At 32.0% G+C, this 17721-nt stretch carries 14 protein-coding genes; 4 read left to right on the top strand and 10 right to left on the bottom strand.

Annotation, left to right across the window (positions count from 1 at the left end; all coding sequences use genetic code 11):
* The first annotated feature begins 67 nt into the window (after nucleotides 1-67).
* The gene (gene cls, locus G9F70_RS00990) at nucleotides 68-1522 is read left to right on the top strand and encodes a cardiolipin synthase (protein WP_164947885.1); all 1455 of its coding nucleotides are present in this window, start codon (nucleotides 68-70) and stop codon (nucleotides 1520-1522) included.
* A 126-nt stretch (nucleotides 1523-1648) separates the two neighbouring features.
* On the opposite strand, the gene ltrA (G9F70_RS00985) is transcribed toward cls, so the two are convergent.
* The 7 genes from ltrA (G9F70_RS00985) to G9F70_RS00955 form a co-directional block, all read right to left on the bottom strand.
* On the bottom strand, nucleotides 1649-2968 hold the full coding sequence (ltrA, locus tag G9F70_RS00985; RefSeq protein ID WP_164948105.1) for a group II intron reverse transcriptase/maturase: 1320 nt from the start codon (nucleotides 2966-2968) through the stop codon (nucleotides 1649-1651).
* Between the two features lie 584 nt (nucleotides 2969-3552).
* Nucleotides 3553-4095, bottom strand: coding sequence for a group II intron maturase-specific domain-containing protein (locus G9F70_RS00980; protein ID WP_224617367.1), 543 nt, complete (start codon nucleotides 4093-4095; stop codon nucleotides 3553-3555).
* Between the two features lie 118 nt (nucleotides 4096-4213).
* Nucleotides 4214-5458, bottom strand: coding sequence for a group II intron reverse transcriptase/maturase (gene ltrA, locus G9F70_RS00975; RefSeq protein ID WP_224617366.1), 1245 nt, complete (start codon nucleotides 5456-5458; stop codon nucleotides 4214-4216).
* Between the two features lie 507 nt (nucleotides 5459-5965).
* A complete protein-coding gene (gene ltrA, locus G9F70_RS00970; protein ID WP_224617365.1) occupies nucleotides 5966-6832 on the bottom strand; it encodes a group II intron reverse transcriptase/maturase in 867 nt (288 codons plus the stop codon).
* Nucleotides 6833-7326: 494 nt separating this feature from the next.
* Complete coding sequence (locus tag G9F70_RS00965; protein WP_164947252.1) at nucleotides 7327-8637, bottom strand: hypothetical protein; 1311 nt, start codon at nucleotides 8635-8637, stop codon at nucleotides 7327-7329.
* A 122-nt stretch (nucleotides 8638-8759) separates the two neighbouring features.
* Complete coding sequence (locus G9F70_RS00960; protein WP_164947251.1) at nucleotides 8760-11117, bottom strand: DUF5050 domain-containing protein; 2358 nt, start codon at nucleotides 11115-11117, stop codon at nucleotides 8760-8762.
* Nucleotides 11118-11319: 202 nt separating this feature from the next.
* Entirely contained in the window at nucleotides 11320-12669 is a 1350-nt protein-coding gene (locus G9F70_RS00955) for a GAF domain-containing sensor histidine kinase (protein ID WP_164947250.1), read from the bottom strand.
* 194 nt (nucleotides 12670-12863) lie between these two features.
* Between G9F70_RS00955 and G9F70_RS00950 the strand changes: the two genes are divergently transcribed.
* Nucleotides 12864-13436 carry a hypothetical protein gene (locus G9F70_RS00950; protein ID WP_164947249.1) on the top strand — a complete coding sequence of 191 codons (573 nt, stop codon included), beginning with the start codon at nucleotides 12864-12866 and terminating at the stop codon, nucleotides 13434-13436.
* Between the two features lie 28 nt (nucleotides 13437-13464).
* On the opposite strand, the gene G9F70_RS00945 is transcribed toward G9F70_RS00950, so the two are convergent.
* Nucleotides 13465-14622, bottom strand: coding sequence for an N-acetylglucosaminidase (locus G9F70_RS00945; protein ID WP_164947248.1), 1158 nt, complete (start codon nucleotides 14620-14622; stop codon nucleotides 13465-13467).
* Nucleotides 14623-14916: 294 nt separating this feature from the next.
* Here G9F70_RS00945 and rluF point away from each other — a divergent pair, with 294 nt between their 5' ends.
* Nucleotides 14917-15702 (top strand): 23S rRNA pseudouridine(2604) synthase RluF, encoded by a 786-nt coding sequence (rluF, locus tag G9F70_RS00940; protein WP_164947247.1) that lies wholly within the window; start codon nucleotides 14917-14919, stop codon nucleotides 15700-15702.
* 125 nt (nucleotides 15703-15827) lie between these two features.
* Here the strand turns inward: rluF and G9F70_RS00935 are convergent, their stop codons facing one another.
* Together G9F70_RS00935 and G9F70_RS26820 are read right to left on the bottom strand one after the other, a co-directional pair.
* On the bottom strand, nucleotides 15828-16364 hold the full coding sequence (locus G9F70_RS00935; RefSeq protein WP_164947246.1) for a hypothetical protein: 537 nt from the start codon (nucleotides 16362-16364) through the stop codon (nucleotides 15828-15830).
* Nucleotides 16365-16935: 571 nt separating this feature from the next.
* Nucleotides 16936-17064: a hypothetical protein gene (locus tag G9F70_RS26820; RefSeq protein WP_263484198.1), complete on the bottom strand. Its 129-nt coding sequence runs from the start codon at nucleotides 17062-17064 to the stop codon at nucleotides 16936-16938.
* Nucleotides 17065-17205: 141 nt separating this feature from the next.
* Between G9F70_RS26820 and ispF the strand changes: the two genes are divergently transcribed.
* Complete coding sequence (ispF, locus tag G9F70_RS00930; protein ID WP_164947245.1) at nucleotides 17206-17673, top strand: 2-C-methyl-D-erythritol 2,4-cyclodiphosphate synthase; 468 nt, start codon at nucleotides 17206-17208, stop codon at nucleotides 17671-17673.
* Nucleotides 17674-17721 lie beyond the last annotated feature (48 nt).

Raw genomic sequence — 17721 nt, 5'->3', positions numbered from 1 at the left:
ATGTTTCTTTATACACTTTTATATGTATACTATAGTTATGTTATATAATGAATTTTTGGAGGCTCATATGTTTACAAGTGAACTATTATTACGTTTTTTCAATTTGTTATTTTTTATAAATATCATTTTTGCTTTAGCAGTTGTCTTTTTTGAACGAAAAAACCCTGCAAGCACATGGACTTGGCTTATGGTTCTACTATTTTTACCTAGCATAGGGTTTATATTATACTTATTTCTTGGTCAAAATTTAAAAAAGAAAAGAATGTTTTTGCTAAAAAAAGAAGAAAAAGAAAATCTCACCTCAATTATTGATAAACAAAAAGAATATTTAAACAATGAATCACTAATTAAAACTAATCCTTTTTTGAGTAAATATTCTGATATGATGGAACTTAATCTTTGTAGTGATAATGCCTTTTACACTAATAATAACCAAGTAACTATATTTACTGATGGTAAATCAAAGTTTGATCAACTTAAAGAAAATCTTGAAAGTGCAAAAGTATATATTCATATGGAGTATTATATATTTCAAAATGATAATTTAGGAAATACTATCCTTGATATTCTATGTAGAAAAGCTAAACAAGGAGTAGAGGTAAAATTACTCTATGATGGTATGGGATGCCTCAAAGTTCCTAAATCTTTTTTCGCCTCTTTAACTGAAGCTGGCGGAAAAATCGCATGTTTCTTTCCACCATTTCTTCCTTATATAAATCTTAGAGTAAACTTTAGAAATCATCGTAAAATTTGCACTATTGATGGGGAGTATGCCTTTATAGGTGGGTTTAATATTGGTGATGAATATTTAGGACTTTCTAAAAGGTTTGGTTTTTGGAGAGATACCCATTTATTCATACAAGGAGATTCAATAGATGCATTGGAATTGCATTTCCTAATGGATTGGAGATTTGCTTCCAATGAAGATTCTGTTTTTGATAGCAAATATTTTCCACGCAGAACCCACCTTGGGAAAACCGGTCTTCAAATGGTTTCAAGCGGTCCTGATTCCACTTTCAATTCTATTAAAAATGGTTATTTAAAAATGATTAGTAAAGCAGAAAAAAATATTTATATTGAAACTCCTTATTTTATTCCAGATGACAGTATATTAGAGGCTTTAAGAATAGCATCTTTATCTGGAGTAGATGTGCGTATTATGATACCTAGTAAGCCAGATCATCCCTTTGTGTATTGGGCTTCCACATCGTACATGGGAGAGTTATTAGAATCTGGTGTCAAATGTTATACCTACACTAAGGGTTTTCTTCATAGTAAATTCCTTTCTATTGATGGATCTATAAGCTCTGTAGGTACTGCTAATCTAGATATTAGAAGCTTTACTTTAAACTTTGAAATTAATGCTTTTATATATGATAAAAATATAACCTCTAAGCTAGATGATTTTTTTAATGATGATTTAAAGTTTTGTGAGGAGCTAACGCTCGAAAAATATACTAATAGAAGTTTTACCGTTAAGTTCAAGGAATCTGTTTCAAGATTGCTTTCTCCTATACTATAAATCGAGTAGGAGCTAAATAATTAATTTATTTAGCGACTCCGGGTAGAAGGGTTGCGCAATTCACAACCCAGACCCCCACGGAACCAGGCGTGCGGATTTCCCGCACCTGGCTCTTCAAAAGTTGATTTACAGTATTGCGTATGATTTCATTTTTACAAATGGAATTGAAATCTTCGGTCGCAACAACGGAAACTTTTCTTTGATTTTTCTGTATTTATCCCAGTTTACATTTCCTTTCCAACTTCGGCTACTTAGCATTTTCTTAAAGTAATTTTCTGATTTATTATAAATTTTAAACAAGGATTTTAGATTTCCACCCATTCCATAGTAGTTATAATGTCCTCTTAAAATTTGATTTATCTTGTTCACTTGTTCTTTTATAGGACTATGCCTTATTTCTCGCATTTTATCTGTTATCTTCTTTATTCCTCGATTTAATCGCGTTTTCTCTGTCTTTCTTCCTACCATGAAATTTCCTGACCTGTTCCTTGTACAAAAATGTGTGAACCCTAGAAAATATAATGTCTCCATTTTCTTACCTTTTTCCTTTGCATGCTTACTAGAAAATCTTCCAAATTCAACTAATCTCGTTTTATTTGGCTCTATTTGCAATGCAAATTTCGCAAGTCTTTTGCTTAGTACTTTCTGAAATTTTATAGCATCCTCTCTATATTGAAAACATACTATAAAATCATCTATGTACCTAATCAAGTAGCTCTCGCCCTTTAATTTGGGTTTTACTACTTTCTCAAACCATAAATCTAGTACATAGTGAAGGTAAATATTACTAAGTAGAACACTTATTGACCCTCCTTGAGGGGTTCCAATTTCACTACTCTCTAGTTTTCCATCTTCTATTACTCCTGCTTTAAGCCACCTATTTATAAGGCTTATCATTCTGGGGTCTCCGACTCGATGTTGCACAAATTTGAGTAACCATTCATGGTCTAAACTCCCAAAGAAATTCTTTAAATCTGCTTCCAAAACCCAGCTTACTTTCTTTCCTGAAATTGTTTCGTTTATAGTCGCAAGTGCATTGTGCGCACTCCTTTTAGGTCTTCCCCCAAAAGAACAATCCAGAAAGTCCTGTTCATATATTGTAGAAAGTACAGTTGCAACACTTCGCTGCAATGCACGGTCTGCGACACATGGAACTCCTATTGGTCGTTTTTCTGTTTTTCCAGGCTTAGGAATCCAAACTCTTCTAACTGCTGGGGGTTTGTAGCTTTCTCTATGGATTGACGTAATCATTTTATCAGCCCATATATCAAAGTAATCCTTTGCTTCTTTTACATCTATACCATCTATTCCCTTAGCTGTATTATTAGGCATATGCATAAGGCTTTCATGTATTAGTTCTTTTGTTACATGATGCGCTATAGATGTAAATTTTAAATTTGTTTCTTTTCGAGCTTTTACTGCTATTTCTTCCAATTTTGTTGTCATAACTGAGTTCCTCCTTACTTTGAATTAAGGCTCGTATCCTCCCATTGAATGGAGCTTATGTTTCGTTGAAAGAATTCAACTTTTGCTGACCGCTTCCCCACGTAGTAGGCTTTCCCTACCTCAAAGTACTATCAGTCAGTAAGACTTCCGTCAAATCATTGTATTATTCTTGCTTTGTAAGGCTTGTTTAATACTATCCACATTCTGCGGAAACCTGACGGATCTCCCTTGTTCCCAAGGAATCCATTGATAACATGCCGTAGGTACGAACCCCGGAAACAACTAATATCCTAACCTTTAACAGATATTTCGTTACTGCCTTCCCAACAGAGAGATAAAGTCGGCTATTTCACAACACGTTCAATTTCGGGGCTAATTATCCTCTTCACTTTATTCCGGCCTGCTATCTTCCTGTCTACGCTTCGGAGTAAATGTTACCATTTACCACGCAAGACTCGGTACTTGACTGCTGGCTAAGCTTTATCAAGATGACCATTTCAGGTCATTTGTATTCCTTGAACTTTTCAAGGCGCAACTCTCACACCACCGTGCGTACCGTTCGGTACACGGCGGTTCAATAAGAATTACCTAATCATAAATTTTTCAGTTAAGGTTATAAAGCCTTGTTCTTTAAGGTATTTATTAGTTAGAGTTCTTGTTAAGACTGGGCTATGGGATATTCTCCAATAGCCTTTTCTTGTATTCGCATATTCCCAAGCTTTGTATTCATCAATACCAAGCCTTTTGAGATTATCATGTTTTGTTTTAATTCTCTTCCATTGTTTCCAATAACATAAGCGAATCCTTCGTCTTAGCCACTCGTCTAAGGTTTTAAGTATACTTTTCATATCTGCTAATTTAAAATAATTTACCCATCCAACTATAACTTGTCTTAGTTTAATAGCACGAAGTTCCATACTCATAGCATTACTTCTTCCTGTTATTTCTTTGAGCTTACTTTTAAGTTTCTTAACAGAATTTTGGTGTACTCTTATTCCCATTTCACCTTTCTTTGGATAAAATGTAAATCCCAAATACTTCAGCTTCCACGGTCTGTCGACCTTGCTCTTGTCTTTATTGACTTTGAGTTTCAAATCCTCTTCTATAAACCTTGTTATACTTGCCATTACACGGTATGCTGATTTCTTTGATTTTAAATAAATATTACAGTAAGTAAACCAAGGGAACTTCCCCCTTAGTTTCTCTCAGAACCGTACGTGAACCTCTCGGCTCATACGGCTCCCATTATTCGGCTGTTGGTAATATTCCCATTTTCCAGTGTGCAAACAAATTTCTATCTCTTTTCGCAATACATCCTAACCAATATTCTGCTCTTCGTCTGTGTTTTCTTTTCTTATACTTTCTTCGAACCCATTTGACTAAAGCATTATTGATATACCTTAATACTGCATACATTTCTGTTTTATAGAAATGTGTATAATAGTTTATCCAACCCTGTATCTTTTTGTTAAACATATTTGATATATCCCACAAATTTTTGTCTACCTTCAACTGTACTCTCCAACTTCTAACTTCTTTTCGGATTGATTTCTTTGCCTTGTCTGCTATCGCTGGTAAGAAACTTGTAAAATACTTTTCGTATTTACTCTTAGCACCTCTAGGCTTAAATGTATATCCTAGAAAATCAAATGATATATTTGGATAATCTCCCTTTCTATCATCATCTTTACAGTATACAATCTTTGTTTTATCAAGGTTCAGCTGTAATCCGTATTCTTCGAATCTTTCTTGCAAGCGTCTTTGTAGATATTTAGCCTGTTTTAGGGATACACAGTGTGTTACTGCATCATCTGCGTATCTTGCCCACGGAATTGTTTTGAATTCTTTTGTTATAAAGTCATCAAATACATAGTGTAGAAACAGATTCGCAAGTACCGAACTAATGACACCCCCTTGCGGGGTACCGGAAATTCTTGGAACTAATTCTCCATTTTCCATTTGAAATGGTGCAGTTAACCACCTTTGAATATATAGAATAATCCATTCTTCATTTGTATGTTTCTTTACCATTTTCATTAGAATGTCATGTCTGATATTATCGAATAGTCCCCTTATATCGAATTCAAGAACCCAATCTTTTCTCCAACACCTTTTTCTTGTGATTTCAACTGCTTGTATTGAAGATTTATTAGGTCTATATCCGTAAGAATCCTCATAAAACATAGTCTCCACTTCCGGCTCAAAATATAGTTTAACTACCGTCTGAGCAATTCTATCTTCAATAGTAGGTATTCCTAGTAATCTAGTCCCTCCACTTTTCTTTGGAATTGCCACAGCTCTTACAGGTTGGGGTATGTAACTTCCTGATGACATCCTATTCCAAACTTTGTATAAATTATTTTTCAAATTCTTTTCAAAATCTTCGATTGACTGTTCATCAACTCCATACGTTCCTTTGTTTGCTTTAACTTTCTCATAAGCTGTAACTACAGCTCTTTTAGAAATATTAAACGGCTTTGTTTCTGTCATAAGTTCCTCCTCCTTTTCAAAGTTGACTTATTTCTGAAACTGAATAACTCGAAGTCCTTCGCTCCACTTCCATTGCAGAAGTTTCTTCACTACTACGACTCAATCTGCCCCTATGCTTGCATCGATACTCTTTTCTCACAGTTCTTCTGCTTGAAATACTCTCTTAACATCAAGCCGTAGGTTCCCACGTTCCATACAAATGCCTGTACTAAATTCATGCCACCTTTATGCCGCCCACCGCCTAGCCAGTAAACAGGTTTCCTCTAGGCTTATCCCAAGTTAACGATCACCCCCTGGTTTTGATGGAATCTCTACGCTTTCGACATTTTCGTAAGTGGTTCACATGCTCATTCATCTCTTTAGTACATACTTGACAGATTACCTCTGCCTTTTCCTTAACGCTCAATACCATAACTTTTGATTACAGCACCTTAAGGTAGTTTGAAATCTCCACCTGCATGGCGATTTCGGAGGGCCCTCCTCCATCATCTGTATAGCATAGCTATATTAAGCCACTCGTGCGAGTTGCTTAATACGCTTTCGTGGCGCACAGTCGTCAGCATAACGACTGAAGTGCAATCCTCGCTTTTCTAACTCTTTATCCAACTCATTTAACATGACATTACTAAGTAATGGTGAAAGATTGCCACCTTGCGGTACACCTTTTTGAGAGGTATTAAAAATTCCTCTTTCCATTACTCCCGCTTGAAGATATTTTCTTATAAGGGATATTACCCTAACATCCTTTACTTCTTTATAAACCAATCCTATTAATTTGTCATGATTTACAGTATCGAAGTATTTCTCCAAATCAATATCTACTGCCCACTTGTAACCTTTATCCATGTATTCTTTGCATTTCCGAATTGCTTGGTGTGCACTTCTATTTGGTCTAAATCCATAACTATTATCCGAAAATTTCTCTTCAAATATTGGATTTAGAACTTGAGCGATAGCTTGTTGTATTACTCTGTCTACAGCAGTTGGTATTCCTAGTGGTCGTTTCTTTCCATCAGGCTTAGGTATTTCTACTCGCCTTACTGGATTAGGTTTATACCTACCTTCCAATAGTAATTGCCGAAGGCTGGCGCCATTTTCTTTCAAGTATTGTAGAAGTTCATCTACCTTCATACCATCAACTCCATGACTACCTTTATTAGCTCTAACTTTCTTAAATGCTTGATTTAAGTTGTTTCTGTCAATAATCCTTTCAAACAGTCCATTGGTGTATTTATTTTCGGCGTTCTGTCTCTTTTCTATCGTCAATGAAATGCTCGGCGCTCCTACATACTCTTCGAGTTCCACTCTATCCTTTTGTAGGTAACCTTCATTATGAAGTTGTCTGCTTTTATCACATTTCTTTGTGTTTTTCAAAGTTTCAAAACCTCCTATCGTTCAGTCCTTCACCGAAGGCTCATGAACCTTCTGCTACTATGACGTCTGCTGACTTCTTAGATTTCAACTTTACATCACTGCAAAGGTTGTTATTTCAAAATTCATCTCTATAACCTTTACCTAAGATCTCCCCGGGTAAGAACGCAATCTTTCACTCCATCTATCTGCTACATTTACACCACTTGTTTCGAATAGTTTTGGGCTTCGTTATGTTATGCAAACTTACCCACAAGCACATGCCTTATATGTAGTTTCTATTCGTCAGACCAGAGTTTTGCCGCCGACTTCCTTCAGATTCCACGTCACCATGGACACCCTTGTCTTAAGCTATGCACTTGGCACTATTAACCCGTGCTAGGGACTTTCACCCATTAGATTGCGTCCATGCCGGGCGCACATAAAAAATACCACAAACTTTTTTAATGTTTGTGGTATTTTTTATTTAAGAGTGCTTGACATACTATATTAGATTTTTAAAATGTAATAAAAAAAGGTACAAATATCATCATAGTTAATATTGTATCCAATACTAAAGCTATACCAAATTTACCAATTGGCATTGCTTCTAAATCTTTTTTATAAAGCTTATATCCAAAGGAATAGCATATTGTACTTATAACAGCACAAATCAATACTGCAACCCATTTTTGTGATAAAATTCGTGGAAGTAAATACAAACTATCTCCATAGGAGTTGCTTAATACAGTTGAGGTTTTTAATGCAAAGCTTACAATGGAAATAAGTATAAAAGATAATTTCTTTTTCTTCTCTGAAAAACTGTAAGAGAAAAAAGTTATAATAGATATTAGCATGATTACAGGTATTGTCCATTTAATAAGATATATTATATAAACAAAACTATATAATAGCCCCTGTAGAGTATTTATTTGGGTCTGCTTTGTTTCTACTGCTAAATGTATATTATTAGCTTTCTTAAACCCATCATTTTGTGATCCTATATAAATCCCATATTCATCTTCTTTATTGTAACTAGCATATGCAATCGTATCTCCATTTATGGCAGGGTAAGTAGTAAGTCCTGATAGTCTAGATGCAAAGCTATAGCTAGCTACCTTATTGCCCTTTAAAATAAAGTCAACTATACTCCGCTGCCTATCTTTAGTCCCAAATATCCTATCATTTGTGGCAAAAAATCTAGCCCCTTCTTTTGAATTAGTTCCAACCACGTTATATATATTTTTATTATTATCAATATACAGTTCACTAGAGTTCTTACTGCTTCCATCCAGAGCGAATTCTAGAACTCTAGTCCCTACAATTTCTCCTTGCACACTGTATTCAATTAATAAATATCCATTTTCACTATCGCTTGAGGTAGCCGTATGCATGAATGTCATAGCATCGCTTTTGTTAAGCACTCCTGCTAATTTAGGCAATGATGCTACTCCATCTTTTATAGTTATATAACTAAATCCTTCTTTTCCATTAGAATATGTAAATATGCATCCACTTCCAGTTTTAACACCTGAAAATAAGCTTGCACCCTTTATATCAAAATTCTTCTTAGAATTTTTAGCCATATCTAATACTTGAATTTTATCCTTATAACCCATTATTAGGGTATCTTCACCTATTTGATAGGTCTCCGTTACATTTTCTATTTTCGCTCTATCTAGCTCTTTTAGCTCTTTATCCAATTTTATAGTATTTAAACTATTGACACCCTTATCATAGGAATTGTAACTAAGATAAAAGAAACCTTGCCCTTTTAATAAATTCACCTCTTTAATTAAAGTATTCTTAGTTTCAAAGGTTTTTTCCATTATTTTTTCCCCTAAATCATCTGTTACTACAAGCTGTAACTTATCCCATAATTAATTTAAATATCAACAAAGTGGTTAATTTCTTGTGAAACTAACCACTTCGTTGATATTTTTTCAGATACTTAATTTACTAATTGTCGCTCACTTCCATCTTTTCTTATTTTATAATTTTTGTTATCTTTACCATTTTTATATAAGATCCATTCACCCTGTACCTCAATGTCCATAGTCCACTCATTATTTAACTTAGTATTTCCCAGAGCATCTTTTCTGATCTTATATAAAAATCCCCCATTTGAATAGTTACTGTAATAAATCCACTGTTCATCTACTGCTTCAAACCAAGATACAGAATCAACAAGTTTCGCTTGTATTTTTCCATCCAATGACATTTTATATAGTTTATCCTCATTTAACGAATTAGTAAAATATATCCAAGTTCCATCAATAACAGCATGTTTCATTGATTGTAAATATTGAAATTTTTCATTGACACTTATTGGGTAATTCTTCCTCACCCACTCATGGTCTTTAGATATTTTTTCATCAGATAAATTAAAATAAGCATATGCCACCTTATCCCCTTCATCTGGAACTGGATCATCTAAGGTGGCATCTAGATGATAATATTCCCCATCTATTTTCACCAAATTCCAAGCATGGGGCTCTTTTTTTACATAGGCATCTTCTTTTACTACTTTAGCTTCTATTCCCGCTAAATTTAATAGTAACTTCATTGTATCAGCGTATCCTTGGCAAACAGCCTTTCCAATAATTAATGTTCCATAAGCCGTATATGAATCCTCCGTCAATGTTCCATTTTTATAATTTTCATAATCATAAGCTGTATTTTTTACAACATATTGGTGTATAGCTAATTCCTTCTCTAAATCACTCATATTATTATTAGTTATATTATTTACGATGTCTTTCGCTTTATCATATACTGCAGCTACCTTAGCATCATTTATTATTACATCATATTTGTTTTCTATAGCAGCATACAATTCTTCAAAATCATTGACTACGGTGTATGGCCTTGCTGGTTCTACTTCATTACCATCGTCGTTTTCAGGTACAACTTTTATAACTTTTAATTTCCAACCTTCATAGAGTTTTCTACTTGGATAACTTTTCATAACTTGCCATAGTGTAGAATTAGAAGACATTGTCCATAAATCTAAAACGTATGTGCCAGGTTCAGTGGGGGTCCATTCTGTTTTCCCTCTATATTCTTTACTATCTAGCGTCCACTTACCTGTTGTAGTATTAAGAATGTGAAGCTTATAAGTATATGGTCCAGCCATTCCACTTATATCTTTAATTCCACCTACTGTTACTTTCTCCCCTACTTTGAAAGTACTTTTCTCTATATCCATATCATTTATGGTATAAACTCTATTACTATCGTTTTTTTCAACACAATTGAGATAAGAAACATAATAATTATCCTCTTCCTTCAGTGATTTTTCTTCTCTAACCCGTACCACAAGTCTATATTTTCCAACCCAAAACTTCTTATCTGGAGAAATCTCGTAAGGTTTATCTGCGTCCACTAAAGGAGTATAACCATTAGTGATATCTTCGGATGTTTTTGTGTTATCACTATATATCCAAGCTCTATATTGAACCTTTTTTGCATACTTTGAAGTAATGTAAAATTTCTCTTTTTCACCTGCCACTAATGGCGAATGTCCAACACCCACAAAAGATACTTGTACACTTTTCTCCGTATCTTTTACTGTAATAACTTTAAGCTTCCATCCTTCATATAACTTACTTTCTGGACTTTTAATCATGGTCTTCCAGAGTGTAGAATTATAAGACATATCCCAAACTACTAAAACATAGGTTCCTGGTTTCGTAGCTACCCACTCTAAATTGTTCCTAAATCCCTTATTATCTAATATCCATTCATTAGTTTCAGTATCATATACATGAAGTTTATATGTATATGGACCTTTCATTCCACTAATATTTTTTATCCCATTTATCATTACCTTTTCGCCTACTGTATAAACATCTTTAGAAATATCAACATCGCCTGCTGAATACACTCTATTATTGTCATCTCTATTTACACAGTTTAAACTAGCTATGTATTCACTATCATAATTTTTTACAGAGTTTTCTTCTTTAACCCAAATTATAAGCTTGTATTTACCTAATTTAAATTTTTCACTAGGCGTAACCATATATGGTTTACTAGCATCTAATGATTCTGTATACCCACTAGTAATTTCTATCTTTTTATTCATGTTAGCATCAATTAAAAACACTCTATATTTAACTTTCTTAGCTCCCATAGCCGTTAAATAAAAACTTTCACTATCCCCTGCAATTAATGGAGAATGATCTACTCCTACAAAGGCTATCTTGACAGCGTTTTCTACTGCCATTACATATTTAAAATTCCCACATAAAATAATGGTAAGGAATATAAGTAACAAAACTTTAAATCCTTTTCCAGTTTTCCTCAAAAATCCACCCCCTTTGATTTTAGAACCACAAGCGTTATAAATAAAATCTCAGTACGTATTTCACAATTTACACAGCACTTGTTAATATTTTGTCATAAACATTTTTTTTTGCTATAGTTGGTAAACTTCCAACAAGTTTCCAATGAATATATTATACACGAAATACTTTTTTTATTCTATATACAAAGGCTATGATATTTATTTATTTTTTCCTTGAAATAGGTATACTAAATGAAAAATCACTGCCTTTTTCTATTTCACTTTCAACCCATATTTCTCCACCATGTTCTTCAATAATATACTTACATATAGCTAGTCCAAGGCCTGTGCCCATAGGTTTATTTGTAAGAGTATCACCAACTTGGCTGAATTTTTCAAATATATTTTTTTTGTCTTCCTCTCTAATTCCAATCCCTGTATCACTAATACTTACTATTACATTCTCTTCCACCGCTCTAGCTGTACATACGATACACCCTTGCTGCGTGAATTTTATGGCATTAGAAATAAGGTTAATTATTACCTGAAGTAATTTATCTTTATCTGCCATAATTTTAGGAAGTGATTCTCTTATATTTAGTATGACTTGAACAGATTTATCTCTAATAATTGGGTTAGTTAAGGTTATTACCTGGTTTATAATTTCTTCTATATCAATTTCTCTCATATTCAAACTGATTTTTCCAGCTTCCATCCTTGATATATCTAATAAATCATTTATAAGACATGATAACCTATCGCCTTCTGATAAAATTATATTTATATATCTCTTTATCTTGATGACTGCTATTTTATTTTTATCATTTTCAAGATCTAGTTCCTCCACTATAACTCCTTCAAACTTACGCTTAACCATTTCTGCAAAGCCAATGATTGAAGTTAATGGAGTCCGGAGCTCATGAGAAACAGTCGATAAAAAATCTGTTTTCATCTTATCCACATCTTTTAGTTTTTGAAAAAGCGTAGCATTTTCTACAGCTATGGCTACTTGCCTAACAAAGGAAAAAACATTAGCTCTCTCGCTTTCATTATAAGCTGATTTTTTATGATTTAGCATTATCACTGCCCCATATATATTATCTTTATAAATTATGGGAATTATAAATAAGCTTCTCATATGGTATAATAATAATAATTGAATCCCTGTGCTATAATTTGTATAATCTGCTTTCTTTAAATCCTTAATATAGTAGGTTGTCCCATGCTTTGTTATTTTTTCTAGTAGTTCAATACATTTATTATCCTTCAAATAACTACTTATGTTTGTTTCCTCTTTACACCCATGACAGGCCATAAGTTCAAATTTATTACCATTTTTAAATACACTTATAGCAATATCATAATCTAAAATTTCATATAAATTTTCCAGTAGCCTATTAAAAATATCATTGATATCTGTTGTAGAACTAAATATATTAATAGTAGCATTAATTTTCTTATCAAATTCATTAGATTTTTTAATCATTAGCATTTTTATATGAACAATTGCAATGCTTGCTATAATTAAGATGCCTATATATAAGTAACCGTTGTTATCTAATATCTTTATCATAATATACCTCTATTTATTATTAATCATCTTCGATGCCGTTAATCATCTTCGATTCTGTTAAATATTTTATATACTTCTACAATTAAAACACAATTTAATACTGTGCTACAATGAAAATACCAATTATTTCACGTTATGTCAAGTATTAATAAGTATTTAATGTATTCTATCTATCATATGAAAGAGGTGCCTTTATGAGAAAAGCTGGTAAAGTAATCAATATTGAAAAAAATAAAGTATATATCATAACCGCAAAGAATGAATTTGCTACTCTCGAAAAGCATGCGGCTTCACCTAAAATAGGTGAACCCTATGCAGGTGAAGAATTTCATAGTGTTGCCATTTGGAAATATTTGTTGATAATTGGTTGCATGGCAGTACTTTTATTTTCAATAAAAAAATTATATTTAGATAATAAAAATAATTATTCCGTTATTGTAGACATGAATTCTTCTATAAAGATGGAGGTAACTGGTACAGATAAAATAAAAAAAGTTGAAGGAGTAAGCTCTGGAGGCTATAAGATTAAGCAACTTCTTTCTTTAGAAGGTAAACCATTGGACGTGGCCTTAACATTAATTCTAGATGAATCTATTAAGCAAAAATACCTAACTAAAGCACATGCAGATGATGGTTTTAAAATTTCTATATTTATTTCTGGAAACAAAAATAAGAGTCCAATTAACTTGACTGAGTTTATAAAATATGCCAACGCTAATAATTTCAAGGTATTAGTAAATAATAATGAACAAGTTAAAATTGACTAAGGGTATCCTTTCCAGGATACCCTTAGTTCTATTTATACTCAGGTATTTCAAATATTAAAGATGCATTACTGCATTTATCTAAAATTTCTTTAATTCTGTAACTTTGTTTATATGCCCAAGCTATATCTGTAGCATATTGATGAACTCCTGGACTCTCTGGGTTCCATCTCATTTTATATAATGTGTTCTGTTTACGAGTGCTATTGTTAATATACTGAGTAGAAACAAATTTAATTCCACCTTCTATAGCAGCCTCTGCAGTAAACCACCCCTCCTTATATGCTCTTTCAGATCCTAGTTTATTTGGATTTTCATCCCATGCGCCTATGCCAAACATATTGTATGTTGTTTTACTTACAACTGGTTTTCCAGCAACTTGATTAACCACTATACCTTTAGCCAGTGCTGATGATCCATGACCAGTTTCTAAAATAGCATGGGCAATAATATAGGCCGGATTAACATCATATTTATAACAAGCATCTATTAGTGTTTTTCCTTGTCCTTCTAATATTCCCTCGCCCTTTAATAAACTATCTACATCTTCTACAGTAATTCCATCAATATAATTCAATGTTAAAAATTGATACACAGCATAATCATGATTTTCAAAATTTTTAGGGTTCAGATATTCATAAATATCTTTATTACTAGCCTCTAACATATAATTAGGTACAACATTAAAAGCGTCACCTTTACTTTGCATTCCTACAATTTGATCTATTGTCTTATCATATTTTTCATAATTATATTTCTTATTGCCACTATCTATTATTGGACCCTTATCTAATACTTCTATAGTAAAATTCATGGTTACAGGCGCCTTCAGTGCATTCCTCTTTAAATCCTTTATACTTTGATAAATTTGCAAAGCATAAGTTTGTCCATTTATATATCCTCCATCTGGTGGTTCTACTTTTATGGTATTATTTATAATATCATATGATATTTTTACCTTTACTGATAGTCCTATGGGATTATAAACCCTAACGCTATCACTAAGCTTGTCTACATTAATTCCTTGATTAAACTTAATCTTCCACACTTTATCAGCTGGTACATTTGTCTTATGTTCCATTTGAATAGGACTCGTGGCTGCTATAACATTATTCGGAATAAATATAAATAAACCACACATTATAATTAGGAATAATTTTAACTTGTTTAAAATAATTTTACTTATCAATTTATCTTCCCCCTATACTTTTTATTAAAAATCAACTAAAGTATCTCAATCCACTAACTTGTCTTAATCAACAACTTGACTCCAAAATCTAATTAATTTGCCATTTCTCTTTATGTTTTGATGATTATTTAATATAATGAAATAAAACATTATTTTTGTTAATAAACAGTTTGTCCACAATTATTCCATTGCTTATATTCATATGGATATTTTGCCGTATATTATAACTATTTTACCATATATTATTAATTATTCAACTTAATTTTACTTTACAATTCCAAAGGACGGTGTAAAATGAAAACCATAAATAATGATAAAGAAAAAAACATTATTCAGCACTATGAAAATTTTGCTTCAAAAACTAGATTAAATAAATTTATAAGTGAAACAGGTTTTTGCTCTAGGCGCGCGGCTGATAAAATGATTGACGAAGGCAAGGTCAAAGTAAATGGTAAAATCCCTGAAATGGGCACTCAAGTATCTGCAACAGATTTCATTGAAATAAATGGTAATCCATTAAAAAAAAGAGAAGAATTAGTTTATTTAGCTTTCAATAAACCTGTTGGAATAACCTGCACTACAGAGCATAAAATTAAGGGTAATATTATAGACTTTATAAATTTTCCAAAAAGAATCTTCCCCATAGGTCGTCTTGATAAACCTTCTCAAGGTCTCATCTTTCTAACAAATGATGGAGATATTGTAAATAAGATTCTACGATCAGGCAATAACCACGAAAAAGAGTATATTGTTGCTGTGGATAAACCCATAACCACAGATTTTATAAAAAATATGGCAAATGGCATAGCTATACTTAATACTATAACTAAAAAGTGTTTTGTAAGAAAAGAAAGCAAATATGTTTTTAGAATAATTTTAACAGAAGGCCTTAACCGTCAAATTCGAAGAATGTGTGAGTGTTTAGGTTACACGGTGGTAAGACTTGAGCGGCTTAGAATTATGAATGTTTCTATAGCTAAATTACCTATTGGTAAATGGAGATATATAACACAAAATGAACTAGTGGGTATTAATGATTTAATTTCTGATTCTATTAAAACTGAAAATGCCTCAAAATAATATGCCTATACAAAAAAGCACACAAAATTGTGTGCTTTTTAATTTATATAGAGTTATAAACATTATCAACAACTCATTTGTGGATAACTTGTTACTCTTAGCTAACAATGACTATTTTGTTTAACTTATAATTCTTTTGGAAATAAGACTTTAAATTCATCAGTTATTATTGCTTTATTTTCTTTAACTTCTTTCAAAGATGGTTCGTCTTTATCTGAGAGTGCTATTATCACTTCGTATACTGTTGTAGGCACTTTACTTGCATCATATACTACTATGTAGTCCTTTTCAAAGCGTACGCCATTAATATTGTTGTAGTACTTATAAGTCTTTGAACTCTTAGCATCAATTTTATTGTCTGTCATAGCTTTTTTCGTTATAGTAATTGCCTTTGCATCGTAAGCTGCTAGTGCATCTTTTTTCAATATTTTTAAATTGTAGTTATCTGAATAATACTGATCTTTCTCTGAAATACTGTCCATCATTTGAGTTAGTGACTCAAACTTAATAGCCTCTTTAGCCGGTTCTGTAGTTTCAGTCTTTTTAGTTTCTTCTTGCTTTGTAGCTGTATCATCTTTAGTTACATTTTTGTTACCTGAACAAGCTACTAAAGAACCCGCCATTACTAATACCAAAATACTAGATAAAACCTTTTTAACCATTTAAAATTCCCCCTAAGTGATGTTATTTACTACTGTCTTCATAATTTAAAGCAAATAGTATAATAATAATTTAAATTTATGTATTTTTTTCCAATGTATTAATTTGTCACAAAATATATTATATCATTAAAAAATATTTAAGCAAGCATAATGATGGCAAAGTTTCTTTATTTTATATATATAAATTATAAATTTCATATTTTATACAAGTATTCTTTACTTATATATTTAATTATTTTTATAAATTTATTGATAATTTAATTTATTTAATGTTTTTTATTTAGATTAACAGATTATACACATTAAAACTTACTAGTCCACAAATGTATTAAACCTATATATCTTTTTTTAAAATTACTATAGACAATTCAATACTTATGCACATTATCCACAATTACCTTGTGTATAAGTTGTGGAATTGATGTTATGAACTGATTATTAGTATTAATTAGAAATTTTTTTTCTGGAAATATGTATTTTTTTTCATTTTAAATAAAATATTTGAAAATTTTAATTTTAAGTTATGCACATTATCCACAGTTTTGTTGATAACATGTTAATAACTTTTGTCCTATTTACTTACATTTACTCCTTTTATTATAGTAATATTGGTGGTTATTATTATGATCCTACATGTTACTAATATGGTTTCTACACCTTGCGTATCATCTAGAACAGATATTTCTTCTGATTTTACCACTTTACTTTCGTAACAAATAATAAAATCCCTTGATTACATCCCTATAAAATGCTATATTAGGCACATGAAAAAAATAAATAAGTTAAATATGCCAGGTCTATTGAACTTATTTATAAATTAAATTGAAAAGAGGTAATTCGCTTGAGAATTGGAATGGGATACGATGTTCATAGATTAGTTAAAGATAGAAGTTTAATAATTGGCGGAGTAAACATACCTCATGAAACTGGGTTACTAGGTCATTCAGATGCCGACGTTCTCATTCATGCTATTATGGACGCTCTTTTAGGAGCTGCAGCTCTTGGTGACATTGGGAAGCATTTCCCTGATACCGCTGCTAAATATAAAGGTGTCTCTAGCATTGATCTCCTTAAACATGTAGGAGCTTTAGTAAAATCTAAGGATTATATAATTGAAAATATTGATGCCACAATTATTGCACAAAGCCCTAAAATGGCACCGCACATCCCTTATATGGTGAAAAATATTGCATTGGCATTACAATTGCCTATAGATAAAGTTAATATTAAAGCTACTACAGAGGAAGGTCTAGGTTTCACTGGTAGCTGTGAGGGGATCTCCGCAAATGCCATATGCCTTTTAAAATAGAAACTTATAACTTTTTCTAAAATAAAAAACTAAGGACATTTCTTATAA

Source organism: Clostridium sp. FP1, assembly GCF_011065975.2.
GTDB classification, from domain to species: Bacteria; Bacillota; Clostridia; order Clostridiales; family Clostridiaceae; genus Clostridium_AD; species Clostridium_AD tagluense.
Note: the sequence above shows the minus strand (reverse complement) of the source record. Positions and strands in the feature narration are given on the sequence as shown.